Origin of the sequence: Variovorax sp. 770b2 (assembly GCF_900115685.1) — a bacterium.
Lineage (GTDB): Bacteria > Pseudomonadota > Gammaproteobacteria > Burkholderiales > Burkholderiaceae_C > Variovorax.
Genome location: NZ_FOXJ01000001.1, coordinates 3,035,924 through 3,053,124 on the forward strand (window position 1 = coordinate 3,035,924; position 17,201 = coordinate 3,053,124).

The following is a 17,201-nucleotide window of genomic DNA, read 5'->3' on the forward strand; positions in this document are numbered from 1 at the left end:
CATGTTCTCGACCGCCTTCCTCGACCTCCCGCCCCTTGCGGGCGCCGCCGGCACGGTCCGGCTGCCGGGCTCCAAGAGCATCTCCAACCGCGTGCTGCTGCTGGCCGCGCTCGCGAGCGGCACCACCACGATCCACGACCTGCTCGATTCCGACGACACGCGCGTGATGCTCGACGCCCTGCGCGCGCTCGGCTGCGGCATCCAGCCCGCAGGCAGCACGCTGCAGATCACCGGCCTCGGCGGGCAGTTGAAGCCCAGCGAAACGCTGCTGCCGCTCTTCCTGGGCAACGCCGGTACCGCGATGCGCCCGCTGACGGCCGCGCTGTCGCTGCTCGGCGGCGAGTTCGAGCTGAGCGGCGTGCCGCGCATGCACGAGCGGCCGATCGGCGACCTGGTCGATGCGCTCACCCAGCTCGACTGCAACATCGACTACCTCGGCAACCCGGGCTATCCGCCGCTGCGCATCCATCCGGTCGCTCATGACGACCTGGCGCTGGACGCACCGATCCGCGTGCGCGGCGACGTCTCCAGCCAGTTCCTCACGGCCCTGTTGTTGGCGCTGCCCCTTGCGGCGCGCAACGACATCGTGATCGAGGTGATCGGCGAGCTGATCTCCAAGCCCTACATCGAGATCACGCTGAACCTGCTCGCGCGCTTCGGCATCACGGTGCGGCGCGACGGCTGGGAGCGCTTCACCATTCCCGCCGGCAGCCGCTACAGCTCGCCGGGCGACATCCACGTCGAGGCGGACGCATCTTCCGCCAGCTATTTCATCGCGCTGGGCGCCATTGCAACAGGCGCTGCAGGACAGCAGAACGGCATCCGGATCGAAGGCGTGGGCGCCGATTCAATCCAGGGCGACATCCGCTTCATCGACGCCGCCCGGCAGATGGGCGCCCTGGTCGACAGCGGCCCGAACTGGCTCGAAGTGCGCCGTGGCGCCTGGCCGCTCCAGGCCATCGACCTGGATGCGAACCACATCCCCGACGCCGCGATGACGCTTGCCGTCATGGCGCTCTACGCCGACGGCCCGAGCACGCTGCGCAACATCGCCAGCTGGCGGGTCAAGGAAACCGACCGCATCGACGCCATGGCCAACGAGCTGAAGAAGCTGGGCGCCACGGTCGAGACCGGCCCCGACTTCATTCGCGTGCATCCGCTCGCGCAGGCCGGTTGGCAGGCCGCGAGCATCCGCACGTACGACGACCATCGCGTGGCGATGTGCTTTTCGCTCGCGGCATTCAACCCGGCGGGGGTGCCGGTGCGCATCCTGGAGCCGCACTGCGTCGCCAAGACCTTCCCCGATTACTTCGAAACCCTGTTCTCGGTCGCCGAGGCCGCCGAGGTGCCGGTGATCTGCATCGACGGCCCGACCGCCTCGGGCAAGGGCACGCTGGCGGCCGAAGTGGCGCGCCTGCTGGGCTACCACTACCTGGATTCGGGCTCGCTCTACCGCGTGACCGGCCTGGCCATGCGCCGCGCCGGCTTCAGCGCCGACCGGCAGCACGAGGCGCGGATCGCGGCGCTGGCGGCGGAACTTCCGCTGGCGTTCACCGAAGGCAAGGTGATGCTGGACGACGAGGACGTGAGCGACGAAATCCGCACCGAAGCGGCCGGCATGGACGCCTCGCGCGTCTCCACGCTGCCTGCCGTGCGCGAGGCGCTCCTGGCCCTGCAGCAGCGCTTTCGCCAGCTCCCCGGCCTGGTCGCCGATGGCCGCGACATGGGTACCGTGATCTTCCCGAACGCCGCGCTCAAGGTCTTCCTCACGGCCAGCGCCGCCCAGAGGGCGGAACGGCGCCATAAGCAGTTGATTTCAAAGGGTATTTCGACTACACTCGACAGTCTTCGCTCCGACTTGGAAGCACGTGACGCCCGGGACTCCTCCCGCAGCGTCGCCCCTTTGAAGCCGGCGCAGGATGCCCGCCACCTCGACAACTCCCAGCTGTCCATCGAGAAATCGATCGACCAGGTGTTGGACTGGTGGCAGCAAGTGCAGCCTTTCAAGTCCGCTTGAAGGGCCCGCGCCAACCGGTTTTTCCGGGTGGCGCCTACCGCTCCAGCAGGCTCTTTTCGCGCGACAGCGCACCGGCCTTCTGGTTGTTCAACCAACCCGGGCTCACGCCCACAAAACCGCCGTCTCCAGACTCACAGCAGCCGCACGCAATTTCGCAAGAGCGCCTGCCAACCCTGCCTGACGGAAGGAACCATAAATGTCTGAATCTTTTGCCGACCTATTCGAAGAGTCCCTGAAGCGTTCCGAAATGCGCACCGGCGAGGTCATCACGGCCGAAGTCGTGCGCGTCGAACACAACCACGTCGTCGTCAACGCCGGTCTGAAGTCCGAAGCGTATGTGCCGATCGAGGAGTTCAAGAACGACAAGGGCGAGCTCGAAGTCCAGGCCGGCGATTTCGTTTCCGTTGCCATCGGCAGCGTTGAAAACGGCTACGGCGACACCATCCTCTCGCGCGACACCGCCAAGCGTCTGGCTTCGTGGCTCGCCCTGGAGAAGGCCCTGGAATCGGGCGACTTCGTCACCGGCACCACCAGCGGCAAGGTCAAGGGCGGTCTCACCGTCCTGGTCAACGGCATCCGCGCATTCCTGCCGGGTTCGCTGATCGACACGCGTCCGATCAAGGACCTGACCCCGTACGAAAACAAGACCCTCGAATTCAAGGTCATCAAGCTCGACCGCAAGCGCAACAACGTCGTGTTGTCGCGTCGTGCCGTGGTCGAAGCCAGCATGGGCGAAGAACGCGCCAAGCTGATGGAAACCCTGAAGGAAGGCGCTGTTGTCCGCGGCGTGGTCAAGAACATCACCGAATACGGTGCGTTCGTGGACCTCGGCGGCATCGACGGCCTGCTGCACATCACCGACATGGCATGGCGCCGTGTTCGCCACCCGAGCGAAGTCGTTCAGGCCGGCCAGGAAATCACCGCCAAGATCCTCAAGTTCGACACCGAAAAGAACCGTGTCTCGCTGGGTCTGAAGCAAATGGGTGACGACCCGTGGATGGGCGTTTCGCGCCGCTACCCGCAATCGACCCGCCTGTTCGGCAAGGTCACGAACATTGCCGACTACGGCGCGTTCGTCGAACTCGAACCCGGCATCGAAGGCCTGGTGCACGTCTCCGAAATGGACTGGACCAACAAGAACATCGCTCCGAACAAGATCGTCTCGCTGGGCGACGAAGTCGAAGTCATGGTCCTGGAAATCGACGAAGACAAGCGCCGCATCAGCCTGGGCATGAAGCAGTGCAAGGCCAACCCGTGGCAAGAGTTCGCGCAAAACACCAAGCGCGGCGACCGCGTCAAGGGCCCGATCAAGTCGATCACCGACTTCGGCGTGTTCGTGGGTCTGGCTGCCGGCATCGACGGCCTGGTGCACCTCTCGGACCTCTCGTGGAACGAAGCCGGCGAAACCGCCGTTCGCAACTACAAGAAGGGTCAGGAAGTCGAAGCGCTTGTGCTGGCTGTGGATGTCGATCGCGAACGCATCAGCCTGGGCATCAAGCAGCTCGACAGCGATCCGTTCACCACGTTCACCACCGTGAACGACAAGGGCCAGATCGTGACCGGCAAGGTCAAGACCGTGGACGCCCGCGGCGCTGAAATCGACCTGGGCGAAGACATCATCGGCTACCTGCGTGCTTCGGAAATCTCGCGCGACCGCGTCGAAGATGCCCGCAATGTGCTGAAGGAAGGCGACGAAGTCACCGCCATCGTCGTGAATGTGGATCGCAAGACCCGCAACATCCAGCTGTCCATCAAGCAGAAGGACATGGTCGACGAACAAGGCGCCATGGCCAACCTGAGCCAGCAGTCGGCACGCGAAAACGCGGGCACGACGAGCCTGGGCGCCCTGCTGCGCGCCAAGCTCGACAACAACGACAGCAAGTAAGCTGAGTCCGAAGACAGAGCAGGCCAGGCTTCTAGCTTGGCCGCTCTGTCTTTTTTTTCGTCCACGTTTTCTGCACTGGCCTCCCATGACCCGCTCTGACCTCGTCGAAGAACTCGCAGCGCGCTTTGCGCAACTCACGCACCGCGATGCCGAATACGCCGTCAAGACCATCCTGGACGCGATGAGCGACGCGCTGGTGCGGGGGCATCGCATCGAGATCCGCGGGTTCGGCAGCTTCTCGGTCAACCGGCGTCCGCCGCGTATCGGGCGCAATCCGCGTTCGGGCGAGAGCGTGCAGATCCCTGAAAAGCGGGTGCCGCACTTCAAGCCGGGCAAGGCCTTGCGCGAGGCCGTCGACGCGAAGACGGCCGAGCTCGATGCCAAGGAAGCCAAGGGCCGACTCAAGTGACAATCGGACCCGGCTCTTTCAAGAGGGCCGCTGCGCACGGCCGCCCGAAGCAGCCGGCCCGCCCCCGGTAGGGGGTTGGCGAAGCGACACGAAGTGCGCGCAGCCTGGGGGCGAGCAATAATCCACCGGCAACGGGAATGGCTATGAAATACCTCCTGTGGCTGCTCAAGGCAGCCATTTTTTTTACGCTCTTCGCCTTCGCGCTGAACAACCAGCACGACACGACCGTCTATTTCTTCTTCGGCACCCACTGGCGCGCACCGCTGGTGCTCGTCGTGCTCGCGGCCTTCGCAGGCGGGCTCGTGGTGGGCGCGCTCGGCATGCTGCCGGGCTGGTGGAAACACCGCGCCGCCGCTGCAGCCCAGGGGCCTTCGGGGTTCGAAGCCACATCCACAACAACAATGGCGGCAACGGCCGTGCCTGTTCCGGCACCGTCCATCTCCGCCACCGACCTCCCGGCCGTACGTCAACATGGACTTTGATCCCAGCTGGCTGCTGATCAGCCTGCCCGTCGCCTTCGTGCTCGGGTGGCTCGCATCGCGCTTCGACATCCGCCAGCTCAAGCTCGAAAACAGGCAGGCCCCCAAGGCCTACTTCCGCGGCCTGAACTTCCTGCTCAACGAGCAGCAGGACCAGGCCATCGATGCCTTCATCGAGGCCGTGCAGAACGACCCCGACACGCAGGAGCTGCACTTCGCGCTCGGCAACCTGTTCCGCCGCCGCGGCGAATACCAGCGCGCGGTACGCGTGCACGAGCACCTGCTCGGCCGCGGCGACCTGAGCCGCACCGACCGCGAGCGCGCCCAGCACGCGCTGGCGCAGGACTTCCTGCGCGCGGGCCTCCTCGACCGCGCCGAAGCCGCGCTGCAGAAGCTGGAAGGCACGCGCTACGAAAACGAGGCGCGCCTCTCGCTGCTCGCCATCTACGAGCGCTCGCGCGAATGGGCCCAGGCGGCCGACGTGGCGCAGAAGCTGGACGAGTCCGACCAGGCCAGCTACGCCACGCGCCGCGCGCACCACCTCTGCGAGCAGGCCACCGAGCGCGTGGCGGCCGGCGAGCTGCCCGCGGCGGCCAAGCTGCTCGCGCAAGCCGTCGAGTTGGCCCCGCAGGCACCGCGCCCGGCCATCGACACTGCCAACCTGCAGCTGCGCAACGGCGATGCCGCCGCGGCCTTCGACACGCTCGTGGCGCTGAGCGACACCGCGCCCCTCGCACTGCCGCTCTACGCGGCCGCGCTGCAACAGGCGGCCGTGGCCGCGCACCGCGAAGCCGACGCGCTCGCGCTGCTGCAGCGGCGCTACGTGGAATCGCCGTCGATCGACGTGCTCGAGGCGATGATCGCGCTCGGCGGCACCCCCAGCGCCACCGTGGACGCGCCCGAGCCCGCGCCGCGCGACGGCTACATCGCCCACCTCGCGCACCAGCCCTCGCTGGTCGCGGCATCGCGCTGGCTCGCAGGCGAGAAGTTCGAGCACGAGCAGTTCCATCCGCAGGTGCAGCGCGCGCTCGACCAGGCCACCCGGCCGCTCATGCGCTATCGCTGCGCGGCCTGCGGCTTCGAGGCGCACCAGTACTTCTGGCACTGCCCCGGCTGCCAGGCCTGGGACAGCTATCCGCCGCGCCGCGTCGAAGAACTCTGAGCAAGGTTCCGACCACGTTTCGGAACAATAGTCACCGGGGCGGCGACCTCGTCAACGCCCCTTTCCCTGACCTCGTTGAACGCCGGCCGACGCTTTTGTCGGCTGTCAGCCATACCAACAAATCAGGGAGTTTTTCAATCATGTTCAAGAAGATCCTGGCCCTCTCGGCCATGCTGTTCGCGGTCGCTTCGTTCGCAGCGGTCGATGTCAACAAGGGAACCGAAGCCGAACTCGACGGCCTCAACGGCGTCGGCCCCGCAATGTCCAAGCGCATCCTCGATGCGCGCAAGCAGGGCGAATTCAAGGACTGGCCCGATCTCATGCAACGGGTCAAAGGCGTGAAGGAGAAGAAGGCCCAGAAGCTCTCGGCCGAAGGCCTCACGGTGAACGGCCAGGCCTTCGGCGGTGCGGCACCCGCCGCGGCGAAGGACGCGAAGGCCTCCAAGGCTGCCAAGCCCTGACCCACCCGCATCGATGCAACGCAAAGCCGCCTTCGGGCGGCTTTTTCGTGCCTGCACCAAGGCAGGGAAATGCCTCAGAGATGGCCCGGAATTTGCACGTATGCTCATTTTCGTTTTCACTTTCATACGTTCCGGAGCGCTCCATGAATCACAAGTTCGGCATTGCCCTCGCTGGCCTGACCCTCGGCGCCGCAGCCTTCGCGCAGACCAAGTGGGACCTGCCCACCGCCTACCCCGCGACCAACTTCCACACGGAGAACATCACCCAGTTCGCGAGCGATGTCGACAAGGGCAGCGGCGGCAAGCTCAAGATCACGGTGCACGCCAACGCGTCGCTCTTCAAGGCGCCCGAAATCAAGCGTGCGGTGCAAGGCGGACAGGCGCAACTCGGCGAAATCCTCTTGGTGAACTACCAGAACGAGTGGCAGATGTTCGGTGCCGACGGCATTCCGTTCCTGGCCGACAGCTACGACGCCGCCTGGAAGCTCTACCAGGCGCAAAAGCCGGTACTCGAAAAAAAGCTGGCCGAGCAAGGCATCCAGTTGCTCTACACGGTGGCATGGCCGCCGCAGGGCATCTTCGTGAAGAAGGAGATCGCCTCCGCCGCCGACCTGAAGGGCGTGAAGTGGCGCGCTTACAGCCCCGCCACCGCGCGCATCGGCGAACTCGTCGGTGCGCAGCCCGTCACCGTGCAGCAGGCCGAGTTGTCGCAGGCCATGGCCACCGGCGTGATCGAGTCGTACATGTCCTCGGGCTCCACCGGCTACGACACCAAGACCTATGAGTACATCAAGAACTTCTACGACACCCAGGCGTGGCTTCCGAAAAACGCGGTGCTCATGAACAAGAAGGCCTTCGACGCACTCGACAAGCCCACGCAGGACGCGGTGCTCAAGGCCGCGGCGGACGCGGAGAAGCGCGGATGGGACCTTTCCAAGAAGAAGAACATCGAGTACCTGGACCTGCTCAAGAAGAACGGCATGACGGTGCACGTGCCCTCGGCGCAACTCAAGGCCGACATGAAGAAGGTCGGCGAAACCATGATCAAGGAGTGGACCGAGAAGGCCGGTGCCGAGGGCCAGGCCGTCGTCGACGCCTACAGGAAGATGTGAGGCGGACGCGAGCACCCGATGCGCAAGACGCTTGATCTTCTCTACATGGGCGCTGCCGCACTGGCGGCGCTTTTCATGATCGGCCTGCTGGTGATGGTTCTGCTGTCCATCCTCGGCCGCCAGCTGCACTTCAACATTCCCGGCATCGACGCCTACGCAGGCTACCTGATGGCCGGCGCGGGCTTCCTGGCGCTCGCGCACACGCTCAAGCGCGGCGAGCACATCCGCGTGACGCTGGTGCTGCAGCACCTGTCGCCCGCGGCGCAGCGCTGGCTCGAGCGCTGGGCCATGGGCGCCGCGACGCTGCTCGCGCTGCTCTTTGCCTGGTACAGCGTGCGGCTGGTCTGGCAATCGCTCGATTACCACGACATTTCCACTGGCAACGACGCCACGCCGCTATGGATGCCCCAGCTGTCGATGGCACTGGGCACCATCGTCTTCGCCGTCGCTTCGCTGGACGAGTTCGTGATCGAGTGGCGCGGCCGCCCCGCCAAGCCGGTCGAGACGGAGGCGCTTCGCCATGAGTGACATCGCCGTTGCAGGCCTCCTGATCGCCGCGCTGTTCCTCATCCTGGGCAGCGGCGTCTGGATCGGCCTCACGCTCTCGGGCGTGGCATGGATCGCCATGCAGATCTTCTCGTCCCGCCCGGCCGGGGACGCCATGGCCGTGACCATCTGGGGCTCTGCCTCGAGCTGGACGCTGACGGCGCTGCCGCTGTTCGTGTGGATGGGCGAGATCCTGTTTCGTACACGGCTCTCGCAGGACATGTTCAAGGGCCTCTCGCCCTGGATGCAAAGCCTGCCGGGCCGGCTGCTGCACACCAACGTGGTGGGCTGCGCGGTGTTCGCCGCGGTGTCCGGCTCCAGTGCGGCCACCTGCGCCACCATCGGCAAGATGAGCCTGCCCGAACTCAAGCGCCGCGGCTACCCCGACGACATGGTCATCGGCACGCTGGCAGGCGCCGGCACGCTCGGCCTCCTGATCCCGCCCTCGATCATCATGATCGTCTACGGCGTGAGCGCGGACGTGTCGATCGCGCGGCTCTTCATCGCGGGCATCATCCCGGGCATCCTGCTCGCGCTGCTGTTCTCGGGCTACATCGTGTTCTGGGCGCTGCGCCATCCCGACCGCGTGCCGCCGGCCGACGCGAAGCTGCCGTTCATGGAGAAGCTGAAGGCCTCGATGTCGCTGATCCCCGTGGCGCTGCTGATCCTGTCGGTGCTCGGCTCCATCTACGCGGGCATCGCCACGGCCACGGAGGCCGCGGCCGTCGGCGTGGTCGGCGCGATGGTCATCTCGGGTGCGCAAGGCTCGCTCACATGGCGCAGCTTCAAGGAAGCGGTGCTCGGCGCCACGCGGCTGTACTGCATGATGGCGCTGATCCTGGCGGGCGCGGCCTTCCTCACGCTGGCCATGGGCTACATCGGCCTGCCGCGGCACCTGGCCGAATGGATCGGCTCGCTCGGCCTGTCGAAGTTCCAGCTGATCGTGATGCTCGCCGCCTTCTACGTCGTGCTGGGCTGTTTCCTCGACGGCATCTCGATGGTGGTGCTGACCATGGGCGTCATCATGCCGACGGTCACCGCCGCGGGCATCGATCCGGTCTGGTTCGGCATCTTCGTCGTGCTGGTGGTCGAGATGGCGCAGATCACGCCGCCGGTGGGCTTCAACCTGTTCGTGCTGCAGGGCATGACGGGCAAGGACCTGCTCTACATCGCGCGCGTGACACTGCCGATGTTCTTCCTGATGGTGGCGGCGGTGCTGATCATCTACTTCGTGCCGCAGCTGGTGACCTGGCTGCCGCAGCAGATGGCACCCTGAAACGGTGCGCCAGCGCGCTGACAATCACCGCATGCTTCTTCCGATTCTTGCGATCTGCGTCGGCGCCTCGATCGGCGCTCTGGCCCGCTGGGGCCTGGCCCTCTGGTTCGGCGTCGGGGGCCTCATGCCATGGGGCACGCTGGCGGCCAACCTGATCGGCGGCTATCTCATCGGCATCGCCATCGCTGCCTTCCAGCTGCTGCCCGACCTGGACCCGGTCTGGCGGCTCGCGCTGGTGACCGGCTTCCTCGGGGGCCTCACCACTTTCTCGAGCTTCTCGGCCGAGGTCACGACCATGCTGCTGGAGGGCAGGCTCGGCGTGGCCATGGTCACGGCCGCGGCCCACCTGGGCGGCTCGCTCTTTTTCACCTGGCTAGGCATCCGCACGGTTCAGGCCTTCTCGGCCTGAACGTCGCACGAAAACTGCCTTATGTCCTGCGGTTATAGATAGGCCCCTTCAAGGGGTCGATCGATAGAATTGACCCCAATGCCCCTGGTCTTTCTCGTCGCCCTCCCCTTCATTGCCAGCGTGCTGGCCGCGTTGATGCCCTCCAACGCGCGCAACAGGGAGTCGACACTCGCGGGCCTCGTCGCGCTGGGCTGCGCCATCCAGACCGCCTGGTTCTTCCCGCAGATCGCGCACGGCAACGTGCTGCGCCAGGAGATCGACTGGCTCCCGGCCCTCGGCCTGAACCTCGTGTTCCGCATGGACGGCTTCGCGTGGCTCTTCTGCATGCTGGTGCTGGGCATCGGCGCGCTGGTGGTGCTCTATGCGCGCTACTACATGTCGGCCTCCGACCCGGTGCCGCGCTTCTTCTCGTTCTTCCTCGCGTTCATGGGCGCGATGATGGGCGTGGTGCTCTCGGGCAACCTCGTGCAGATGGTGCTGTTCTGGGAGCTCACCAGCCTCTTCTCCTTCCTCTTGATCGGCTACTGGCACCACCGGCGCGACGCGCGGCGCGGCGCGCGCATGGCGCTCACCGTCACCGGTGCCGGGGGCCTCTGCCTCCTGGCCGGCGTGCTGGTGCTGGGCCGCATCGTCGGCAGCTACGAGCTGGACGTGGTGCTCGCCTCGGGCGACCTGATCCGCTCGCACGCGCTCTACCCGGTCGCGCTGGTGCTGGTGCTGCTGGGCGCCTTCACCAAGAGCGCGCAGTTCCCGTTCCACTTCTGGCTGCCGCGCGCCATGGCCGCGCCCACGCCGGTGTCGGCGTACCTGCACTCGGCCACGATGGTGAAGCTGGGCGTGTTCCTCATGGCACGCCTGTGGCCCGTGCTCTCGGGCACCGAGCAGTGGTTCTGGCTGGTGGGCGGCGCGGGCGCGATCACGTTGCTGCTGGGCGGCTTCATCGCGATGTTCCAGCGCGACCTGAAGGCGCTGCTGGCGTACTCGACCATCTCGCACCTCGGCCTCATCACGCTGCTGCTGGGCCTGAACAGCCCGCTGGCAGCCGTGGCGGCGGTGTTCCACGTCATGAACCACGCGACCTTCAAGGCCTCGCTCTTCATGGCCGCGGGCATCATCGACCACGAGACCGGCACGCGCGACATCCGCAAGTTGAGCGGCCTGATGCGGCTCATGCCCATCACCGGCACGCTGGCCATCATCGCCAGCGCCTCGATGGCCGGCGTGCCGCTGCTCAACGGCTTTCTCTCGAAGGAAATGTTCTTCGCCGAGACGGTGTTCATCCAGGCCACGCCGTGGGTCGATTTCAGCCTGCCGGTCATTGCCACCATCGCGGGCATCTTCAGCGTGGCGTACTCCGCGCGCTTCGTGTTCGACGTGTTCTTCGGCCCGCCCTGCGGCGACGAGGTGCCCAAGCACCCGCACGAGCCGCCGCACTGGATGCGCGTGCCGGTCGAGCTGCTGGTGCTGGTGTGCCTCGTGGTCGGCGTGGTGCCGGCCTGGTCCGTCGGCCCGCTGCTGGCAGCAGCCGCGACGCCGGTCGTCGGTGGCACGCTGCCCGAGTACAGCCTGGCGGTGTGGCACGGTTTCAACCTGCCGCTCGTGATGAGCTTCGTGGCGCTCGCGGGCGGCGCGGCGCTCTACCTGCTGCAGCGCCGCCGCCGCGCCGGAGGCGGGCTGGCGCACACGCCGCTCCTGCACCGCTTCGACGGCCAGGTCATCTTCGAGCACCTGCTCGCGCTGCTGAGCGAAACCGGCCGCCGCAGCCGGCGCCTGTTCGGCACGCGCCGCATGCAGTCGCAACTGCTGCTGCTCGTGGCGGTGGCCGTGGCCGGCGCCGCGACCTCGCTCTGGACCACGCCCGCCGCCCCCGGCACGCGCGAACTGCTGCCCTTCTCGCCGATGTTCGCGATGATGTGGCTGATCGGCGGCACCTGCGCCCTCGCCGCCGCCTGGCAGGCCAAGTTCCACCGGCTCGCGGCGCTCATGCTGGCCTCGGGCGCCGGGCTCGTCTCGTGCGTGACGTACATCTGGTTCTCCGCGCCCGACCTCGCCCTCACGCAACTCGTGGTGGAGGCCGTCACCACCGTGCTGATCCTGCTGGGCCTGCGCTGGCTGCCGATGCGCAGCAAGGATGTCATCCAGCCCGCCCGCGCACGCCTTCGCCCCTGGGGCCGGCGCGGACGCGACCTGCTGGTCGCCACCGTCGCAGGCTGCGGCATGGCCGCGCTGGCCTGGGCGATGATGACGCGCAATTTCCCGCAGAGCATCTCGCCCTTCTTCCTGGAGCACGCGCTCACCGAGGGGGGCGGCACCAACGTGGTCAACGTGATGCTGGTCGACTTCCGCGGCTTCGACACCTTCGGCGAAATCACCGTGCTCGGCGTGGTGGCGCTCACCGTGTATGCGCTGCTGCGGCGCTTTCGCCCGGCCATCGAATCGATGGCGCTGCCGATCCAACAGCGCCAGCAGGTCGACGACGGCAGCAGCGACCTCCTGAACCCGCGCCTGGCCAAGGACAGCGCCGTCGGCTACCTGATGGTGCCGGCCGTGCTGGTGCGGCTGCTGCTGCCGCTGGCGGCGCTGGTGTCGGTCTACTTCTTCATGCGCGGGCACAACGCGCCGGGCGGCGGCTTCGTCGCGGGGCTGGTGATGTCGGTGGCGCTGGTGCTGCAGTTCATCGTCTCGGGCACCGAGTGGGTCGAGGAGCACCTGCGCATCTACCCGCGCCGCTGGATCGCCATCGGCCTCCTGTTCGCGCTGGCCACCGGCAGCGGCGCGGTGTTCTTCGGCTACCCGTTCCTCACCACGCACACCGCGCACGTGCACCTGCCGGTGCTGGGCGAGATCCACGTGCCCAGCGCCCTGTTCTTCGACATCGGCGTGTTCGCGCTGGTGCTCGGCGCCACCATGCTGATCCTCACCGCGCTGGCCCACCAGTCCATCCGCAGCCACCGCTGGGCCGCCGAGCAGGCCGAAAAAGAAGCGCAGCAGGCCGAATCCGAAGCCGTGGAGGGAGCGCACTGATGGAAATCGTGCTCGCCCTGGCCATCGGCGTGCTCACCGGCTCGGGTGTCTACCTGCTGCTGCGCCCGCGGACCTTCCAGGTGATCATGGGACTGACCCTGATCTCGTATGCGGTCAACCTCTTCATCTTCAGCATGGGCCGGCTCAAGGTCGACAGCGAGCCGGTGCTCATCAACGGCATCGAATCGACGCTGGCCAACACGGCCGACCCGATGCCGCAGGCGCTGGTGCTCACGGCCATCGTGATCGGCTTTGCGATGACGGCGCTGTTCCTCGTCGTCATGCTCGCCTCGCGCGGCCTGACGGGCACCGACCATGTGGACGGTGAAGAGCGCAAGGAGGCGGAATGAGCGTCGCACGGCCGCCCGAAGGCGCGGGCCCCCTTGAGGGGGTTGGCGCTGCACACGCAGTGGCAAGCCTGGGGGCGGACCAATGACAGAGGTCTTCCACCTGCTCGACCGGTTCCTGGAATTCAGCATGCCGCACCTGGTGGCGGTGCCGATCCTCGTGCCGATGCTCACCGCCGCGCTCATGCTGCTGCTGGGCGAGAACCGCCGGCGCACCAAGTCCGCGCTGAGCGTGGTCTCGGGCCTGGTCGGCCTCCTGGCCGCGCTCGCGCTGCTGCGCTGGGTGAACGCGCCCGACACCGGCGGCGGCCCCGGCTCCATCGGCGTGTACCTGCCCGGCAACTGGCGCGCACCTTTCGGCATCGTGCTGGTGGCCGACCGGCTCTCCACGATGATGGTCGCGCTCACGGGCGTCATCGCCTTCGCCGCCTCGATCTATTCCACCTCGCGCTGGGACCGCGCGGGCGTGCACTTCCACCCGCTGCTGCAGCTGCAGCTCATGGGCCTGAACGGCGCATTCCTCACGGGCGACCTGTTCAACCTGTTCGTGTTCTTCGAGGTGATGCTCGCCGCTTCCTACGGCCTCCTGCTGCACGGCTCGGGGCGCCTCAGGGTGCAGGCGGGGCTGCACTACATCGCGATCAACCTGGCGGCTTCCTCGCTGTTCCTGATCGGCGCGGCCATCCTCTACGGCGTGACCGGCACGCTCAACATGGCCGACCTGGGCGTGCGCATCGCCGAACTCGCGCCGGGCGACCGCGGCCTGGTGCATGCGGCGGCGGCCATCCTTGCGACCGCGTTCTTCGCCAAGGCGGGGGCCTGGCCACTCAACTTCTGGCTGGTGCCGGCGTACAGCGCGGCGGTGTCGCCCGTGGGGGCCGTGTTCGCATTGCTCACCAAGCTGGGCGTCTATACGGTGCTCAGGCTCTGGACCGTGCTCTTCGCGCCCGACACCGGCGACTCGGCCGCCTTCGGGCAGGCCGCGCTGGTGGGCATAGGCCTGGCGACGCTGTTCGTCGGCGCCATCGGCATCGTCGGCACGCAGCGGCTGTCGAACCTCGCGGGCTTCAGCGTGCTGGTGTCGGCCGGCACCTTGCTCGCGGCGGTCGGCCTCGGGCAACCGGATGTGTGGGCGGGCGCGCTCTACTACCTCCTGAGTTCGACGCTGGCCGTGAGCGCCTTCTTCCTGCTGATCGACATGATCGAGCGCTGGCGCAACGCCGGCATGAGCGTCGCGCCGCACGAGGCGGCGGGCAACGCGCCCTTCCTGGCCGAAGACCTGAGTGCCATGTCAGACGTGAACCTGGACGACGAGGCGCAGGCGCTCTACGGCCGCGCGATTCCCGCCGGCGTCGCGTTCCTGGGCCTGAGCTTCATGGGCTGCACGCTGCTGCTCGCGGGCCTGCCGCCGCTGTCGGGCTTCGTCGGCAAGTTCGCGATGCTCTCGGGGCTGCTCGGCGCGAACGGCGTGGCGACCGCAGGCTGGATCTTTCTTGCGCTCCTGATCGTCTCGGGCTTTCTCTCGTTGATCGCGTTGAGCCGCACCGGCATCCGCCACTTCTGGACGCAGCCGCATCCCACGATGCCTTCGCTGCCCGCGCTCGAAGTGCTGCCGGTGGCGGCGCTGCTCGCGGCCTGCGTGGCGCTGACCGTGTGGGCCGAGCCTGTCATGCAGCATGCCAAGGCCACCGCCAACGGCCTGAAGAACCCCGAGACCTACCGCAACGCCGTGATGGGCGCCACGCAGGTGCCCAACCCGGTGGTGGCGCCCGCCAAGGTGCCGGTGAAGGGAACCGCGCCATGAAGCGCTGGATTCCGTCGCCGCCGCTGTCGTTCGCGCTCTTCATCGTCTGGCTGCTGCTCAACCAGTCGCTGGACGCCGCCACGCTGCTCATGGCGCTGGTGCTGGCCATTGCCGTGCCGCTGCTCACCAAGGGCCTGCGCCCCGCCACCGTGCGCATGCGCAAGCCCGGGGTCGCGCTGCGGCTGTCGTTCGTCGTCACCTTCGACATGCTGAAGTCGGCCTTCGACGTCGCACGGCTGATGCTCACGCGCCGCAGTTCGCGCATCGCTTCGAGCTTCGTGCAGATCCCGCTCGATATGCGCGACCCCAACGGCCTGGCGGTGCTGGCCATGATCATGTGCCTCACGCCCGGCACTGCCTGGGGCGAAGTGGCGTTCGACCGCAGCACGCTGCTGATCCACGTGTTCGACCTGGACGACGAAGCCGCCTTCGTCGCGATGATCAAGTCGCGCTACGAGCGCCCGCTGATGGAGATCTTCGAATCATGACGCCGATCCTTTTCTGGGCCCTGAAGGCCGCGCTCTTCCTGCTCGCGGTGGCCATGCTCTGCGCGCTCTCGCGATTGCTGATCGGTCCCTCCGCGCAAGACCGCGTGATGGCGCTGGACTGCCTCTACGTGAACGGCATGCTGATGATGCTGGTGCTGGGCATCAACTACGCGAGCAATGTCTACTTCGAGGCCGCCTTGCTGGTGGCGATCTTCGGCTTCGTCGGCTCGACGGCGATGGCCAAGTTCCTGCTGCGCGGGGAGGTGATCGAATGAGCGCCGCGCCGGGCCGCCCCAAGCAAGCGAACGCCCCCTCGGGGGGCAGCGAGGACACGAAGTGCCGAGCGTGGGGGCATCCATGACGGATTTCATCATCGGGCCGCTGCCGCTCTGGGCCGAGATCGTCACCGCCGTGTTCGCCGTGCTGGGCGCGGCCTTCGCGGCCATCGGCTCCTTCGGGCTCGTGCGGCTGCCCACCTTCTTTCGCCGCATCCACGCGCCCACGCTGGGCGCGACGGTGGGCGTGTGGTGCATGACGATCGCCACCATCGTCTACTTCTCGGTGCAGGGGTACAGCCTGTTCCTGCACGCGATATTGATCGTGCTGTTCATCGCGCTCACCGCGCCGATCACCACCATCTTCCTGATGCGCGCGGCGCTGTTCCGCGAACGGCAAAAGGGCGGCAACGTGCCGCCCCAGGCGAAGTCGGGCTGACGAAAAAGCTTCGCGAAGCGCCCCGCTTCAGTTGGGCGCCATGCGCACGCTCTTGTCGAGGAATTCGTTGGTGAAGAGCGTCGCGGGGTCGTAGGGCTTGTCGATGCCGATCAGCGAGGACACCAGTTCGTAGTCCGCCTTCACGCGCTTGTCGTCGAAGGCGCCGAGCGCCACCTTGGTGGTGGTGTCGTCGCGCATCAGCTGCTTGATGCGGTTCCACTGGTCGCGCTGGTTGTCGGGCGCAAGGCCGCTCACGCTGGCCGTGAGCGCCTGCAGGCAGGGGTCGAACTCCTTCACGCAGGCGTCGTAGGCACGCTGCGTCACCGCCACGAACTTCTTCACCTGCGCCGCGTTCTTCGCCAGGTAGGCGCCGTTCACGATCAGCGAGTTGCCGTACACGTTCACGCCGGCATCGCGCCAGGGCTGAAAGCCCAGGTCGGCGCCGAACTCACGCGCCTTCAGGTCGTGCTCGTTGTAGAAGTCGCTGATGATGTCGACCGACTTGCTCTTGAGCGCCGCCACCTTGGCCTGCGGGCTCACGTTCACGAAAGTCACGCTCGCCGGATCGAGCCCCACCTTCTTCGCGAAGGCCGGCCACATCAGGCGCGCCGCGTCGCCCGGCGGGTTGCCGATCTTGCGGCCCGCGAAGTCCTTGGGCCCCGTGATGCCCGACGACTTGAGCCAGTAGAAGCCCTGCGGGCTGTTGGCGTAGATCACCATCACCGCCTTCACGTCGGCGCCCTTGCCCTTGGCCTGGATGGCGGTGGGCAGGTCGGAAATGCCGAGCTCGCTGCCGCCCGTGCCCACGCGCTGCGCGGACACCGCCGAGCCCTTGCCGGCCTCGATGTTCAGGTCGATGCCCGCCTCGCTGTACCAGCCCTTGGCCTTCGCGTAATAGATCGGCGCATGGTCGGCCGTGGGCGTCCAGTTGAGCGTGAGGCCCATGGCATCGGCCGCGAAGGCGGCGGGAATCGAGGCCATCAGCATCGCGGTGGCGCCGAGGGCCGGCAGCAGCTTTTTCATGCGGGTCGCTCCAAAAGAAGGTAAAAACAGAACCTGAAATTTATA

Annotated in this window: 17 protein-coding genes; 16 read left to right on the plus strand and 1 reads right to left on the minus strand. The window is 67.0% G+C overall.

The window, feature by feature from the left end:
• Position 1: 1 nt before the first annotated feature.
• The 16 genes from BM133_RS14090 (at position 2) to mnhG (ending at position 16,133) form a co-directional block, all read left to right on the plus strand.
• Positions 2-2,017, plus strand: coding sequence for a bifunctional 3-phosphoshikimate 1-carboxyvinyltransferase/cytidylate kinase (locus BM133_RS14090; RefSeq protein WP_093434503.1), 2,016 nt, complete (start codon positions 2-4; stop codon positions 2,015-2,017).
• Between the two features lie 196 nt (positions 2,018-2,213).
• A complete protein-coding gene (gene rpsA / locus BM133_RS14095; protein ID WP_093434505.1) occupies positions 2,214-3,902 on the plus strand; it encodes a 30S ribosomal protein S1 in 1,689 nt (562 codons plus the stop codon).
• 85 nt (positions 3,903-3,987) lie between these two features.
• A complete protein-coding gene (locus tag BM133_RS14100; RefSeq protein ID WP_093434506.1) occupies positions 3,988-4,311 on the plus strand; it encodes an integration host factor subunit beta in 324 nt (107 codons plus the stop codon).
• Positions 4,312-4,454: 143 nt separating this feature from the next.
• Positions 4,455-4,793, plus strand: coding sequence for a LapA family protein (locus BM133_RS14105; protein ID WP_093434507.1), 339 nt, complete (start codon positions 4,455-4,457; stop codon positions 4,791-4,793).
• Entirely contained in the window at positions 4,783-5,952 is a 1,170-nt protein-coding gene (gene lapB, locus BM133_RS14110; protein WP_093434509.1) for a lipopolysaccharide assembly protein LapB, read from the plus strand. Before BM133_RS14105 ends, lapB begins: the two co-directional genes overlap by 11 nt.
• A gap of 140 nt (positions 5,953-6,092) precedes the next feature.
• Positions 6,093-6,413: a ComEA family DNA-binding protein gene (locus tag BM133_RS14115; protein WP_093434510.1), complete on the plus strand. Its 321-nt coding sequence runs from the start codon at positions 6,093-6,095 to the stop codon at positions 6,411-6,413.
• A gap of 143 nt (positions 6,414-6,556) precedes the next feature.
• Positions 6,557-7,525, plus strand: coding sequence for a TRAP transporter substrate-binding protein (locus tag BM133_RS14120; RefSeq protein WP_093434512.1), 969 nt, complete (start codon positions 6,557-6,559; stop codon positions 7,523-7,525).
• Positions 7,526-7,543: 18 nt separating this feature from the next.
• Entirely contained in the window at positions 7,544-8,053 is a 510-nt protein-coding gene (locus tag BM133_RS14125) for a TRAP transporter small permease (RefSeq protein WP_093434513.1), read from the plus strand.
• A complete protein-coding gene (locus BM133_RS14130; RefSeq protein ID WP_093434515.1) occupies positions 8,046-9,347 on the plus strand; it encodes a TRAP transporter large permease in 1,302 nt (433 codons plus the stop codon). The genes BM133_RS14125 and BM133_RS14130 overlap by 8 nt, the downstream gene beginning before the upstream one ends.
• A gap of 31 nt (positions 9,348-9,378) precedes the next feature.
• A complete protein-coding gene (crcB, locus tag BM133_RS14135; RefSeq protein WP_093434516.1) occupies positions 9,379-9,756 on the plus strand; it encodes a fluoride efflux transporter CrcB in 378 nt (125 codons plus the stop codon).
• Positions 9,757-9,834: 78 nt separating this feature from the next.
• The gene (locus tag BM133_RS14140; protein ID WP_093434518.1) at positions 9,835-12,780 is read left to right on the plus strand and encodes a monovalent cation/H+ antiporter subunit A; all 2,946 of its coding nucleotides are present in this window, start codon (positions 9,835-9,837) and stop codon (positions 12,778-12,780) included.
• Complete coding sequence (locus BM133_RS14145; protein ID WP_093434519.1) at positions 12,780-13,130, plus strand: Na+/H+ antiporter subunit C; 351 nt, start codon at positions 12,780-12,782, stop codon at positions 13,128-13,130. Before BM133_RS14140 ends, BM133_RS14145 begins: the two co-directional genes overlap by 1 nt.
• Positions 13,131-13,212: 82 nt before the next feature.
• A complete protein-coding gene (locus tag BM133_RS14150) occupies positions 13,213-14,931 on the plus strand; it encodes a monovalent cation/H+ antiporter subunit D (protein ID WP_093434521.1) in 1,719 nt (572 codons plus the stop codon).
• The gene (locus BM133_RS14155; protein WP_093434522.1) at positions 14,928-15,419 is read left to right on the plus strand and encodes a Na+/H+ antiporter subunit E; all 492 of its coding nucleotides are present in this window, start codon (positions 14,928-14,930) and stop codon (positions 15,417-15,419) included. The genes BM133_RS14150 and BM133_RS14155 overlap by 4 nt, the downstream gene beginning before the upstream one ends.
• Positions 15,416-15,694: a K+/H+ antiporter subunit F gene (locus BM133_RS14160; RefSeq protein WP_093434524.1), complete on the plus strand. Its 279-nt coding sequence runs from the start codon at positions 15,416-15,418 to the stop codon at positions 15,692-15,694. Before BM133_RS14155 ends, BM133_RS14160 begins: the two co-directional genes overlap by 4 nt.
• A gap of 82 nt (positions 15,695-15,776) precedes the next feature.
• Entirely contained in the window at positions 15,777-16,133 is a 357-nt protein-coding gene (gene mnhG, locus BM133_RS14165; protein WP_093434525.1) for a monovalent cation/H(+) antiporter subunit G, read from the plus strand.
• A 27-nt stretch (positions 16,134-16,160) separates the two neighbouring features.
• Here mnhG and BM133_RS14170 read toward each other — a convergent pair whose 3' ends face one another.
• Complete coding sequence (locus tag BM133_RS14170) at positions 16,161-17,156, minus strand: ABC transporter substrate-binding protein (RefSeq protein WP_093434527.1); 996 nt, start codon at positions 17,154-17,156, stop codon at positions 16,161-16,163.
• Positions 17,157-17,201: the final 45 nt, after the last annotated feature.